General features: G+C 67.2%; 3 protein-coding genes. 1 reads left to right on the top strand and 2 read right to left on the bottom strand.

Annotation, left to right across the window (positions count from 1 at the left end; all coding sequences use genetic code 11):
• The coding region (locus WCB02_RS39405; protein ID WP_423967787.1) for an FGGY family carbohydrate kinase at positions 1-627 on the bottom strand (627 nt) is incomplete at its 3' end.
• 119 nt (positions 628-746) lie between these two features.
• Here WCB02_RS39405 and WCB02_RS39400 point away from each other — a divergent pair.
• On the top strand, positions 747-1,583 hold the full coding sequence (locus WCB02_RS39400) for an SDR family oxidoreductase (protein ID WP_423967785.1): 837 nt from the start codon (positions 747-749) through the stop codon (positions 1,581-1,583).
• A gap of 39 nt (positions 1,584-1,622) precedes the next feature.
• Here the strand turns inward: WCB02_RS39400 and cysC are convergent.
• The coding region (gene cysC / locus WCB02_RS39395; RefSeq protein ID WP_423967783.1) for an adenylyl-sulfate kinase at positions 1,623-2,065 on the bottom strand (443 nt) is incomplete at its 5' end.

Raw genomic sequence — 2,065 nt, 5'->3', positions numbered from 1 at the left:
GGCGCAGCCCTCGACCAGAGGCGGCACCTGGCGGCGCGACAGGCCGGTTGCGGCCAGCCCTTCGTCCGACCAGTCCCGGCGCCCGACATCGAGCCACAGCGATCCCGATGCGTCCGAGACATCCTCGATCGCCTCGCCGGTCAGAACCAGCCGCAGATAGGCTTTCGGCAGCAGGACCAGCCGGGTGGCCGCGAAGGTCTCCGGCTCGTGGGCTGCAACCCAGAGCAGTTTCGGGGCGGTGAAGCCGGGCATCGCCTTGTTGCCGGTCACAGCGCGCAATGCGGGCCAGCGCGCTTCGAGCGCCCGGCATTCCGCTGCGGAGCGTCCGTCATTCCAGAGGATGCAGGGCCGCAATGGGTTCAGATTCGCATCGAGCAGCGTGGCGCCGTGCATCTGGCCGGACAGGCCGATGCCCTCGACCGCCGCGAGTTCGTGCGGATGATCGGCCTTCAGGGCGTCGAGCGTTGCAAACGTCGCATCGATCCATTGCGCCGGGTCCTGCTCGGACCAGCCGGGATGGGGAGAGCTGATACCGAGCGATTGGCTGCGGCTCGCGACCACGCGCTGTTTTCGATCGACCAGGATGGTCTTGACCGCGGAGGTGCCGAGATCGATGCCGAGATACATGAAGCTTCCCGCTTGACGCGCGATGTGGACCGACACAACAGATACGGTCGATCGCGACGGCGCTGTATCGAACAGGCGCAACCGTCACGGGTCAATAGCGGCAGGTATGGGCGCAGATCATGCAGCAATCGGGGCGTTCAACTCAGATTCCGTCTCGCCTGGTCGGGCAATACGCGCTGGTGACCGGCGCCGCGCAAGGCATCGGGCAAGCGGTCGCGATAAGGCTGGCGCAGGAAGGCGCCACCATCGCCATCAATTTCATAGGCCCCCGCGCCGGCGCCGAGGAAACCCTGGCCCGCGTCCGGTCCGCCTCGGCGGAGCAGGGGCATCACGGCCGCGACCATTGCATCATTGGCGCCGATGTCGGCGTCGAGGCCGAGATCGTACAGATGTTCGAAATGGTGCTGGCGCGCTGGCCGCGCCTGGACTGTCTGGTGAACAATGCCGGCATTCAGAAGGAGTCGCCGAGCGAGGCGCTCGATATCGAAGCCTATCGCCGGATCCTCGATGTCAACCTGACCGGCGCCATGCTATGTGCGCGGCAGGCGATCGCGCACTTCGTCGAGCGCGGCGGAGGCGGCTCGATCATCAACTGCTCGAGCGTGCATCAGATCATCCCGAAGCCGGGCTATCTCGCCTATTCGATCAGCAAGGGGGCGATGGCCAATCTGACGCGAACCCTCGCGCTCGAATTCGCCGGCCGGGGCATTCGCGTCAATGCGGTCGGGCCCGGCGCGATCGACACGCCGCTCAACGCGGCATGGACCGGCGACCAGGCCCGGCGCGCCGCAGTCGAGGGCCACATCCCGCTCGGCCGTGTCGGAACGGTCGAAGAGATCGCCGCCGTGTTCGCCTTCCTCGCCTCGGACGACGCCAGCTACGTCACCGGGCAGACCATCTACGCCTGCGGCGGCCTGACGCTGTTCGGCGAATTCCGCGACAACTGGGCAAGCTGATTTCCGAATGGCGGGCAGGCGTCCGCGATCGCTGACGCCTTAGATGTTGGCGGCGAGGTCGGCCAGTTCGTCGAACAGGATGCCGGTGTTCGCCAGCATCCGCTCGATTTCGTCGGTGAGATCACCGACCGGGCGGCTCGAAGTATCCAGCGTCAATTCGCTCTCCGCCGGAGGCTGGTAGCCATCGCCGATGCCGGTAAAGCCCTGCAGCGCGCCGGCGCGGGCCTTGGCGTAGTGGCCCTTGGGGTCGCGGCTTTCGCATATTTCGGCCGGGGTTGCGACATAGATCTCGCGGAAGGCATCCTCCGCAATGCGGCGCGCGGCAGCGCGATCCTCGCGCGCCGGCGAAACGGCGGCGACGATCGCGATGTGCCCGTTGCGTGCCAGGTGGGTTGCGACCTCGGCGAGGCGGCGGATGTTCTCGGCGCGGTCCTCGGCCGAGAAGCCGAGATCGCCGTTGAGCCCCGCGCGCAAGGTGTCGC

This window comes from Bradyrhizobium sp. (genome assembly GCF_049581145.1).
Taxonomy (GTDB): domain Bacteria; phylum Pseudomonadota; class Alphaproteobacteria; order Rhizobiales; family Xanthobacteraceae; genus Bradyrhizobium.
This window is presented reverse-complemented; position numbering and strand designations above follow the sequence as displayed.

Bases quoted from the DNA above. Each gene is read 5' to 3' on its own strand.
- WCB02_RS39400 (WP_423967785.1), top strand. From the start codon at position 747: ATGCAGCAATCGGGGCGTTCAACTCAGATTCCGTCTCGCCTGGTCGGG.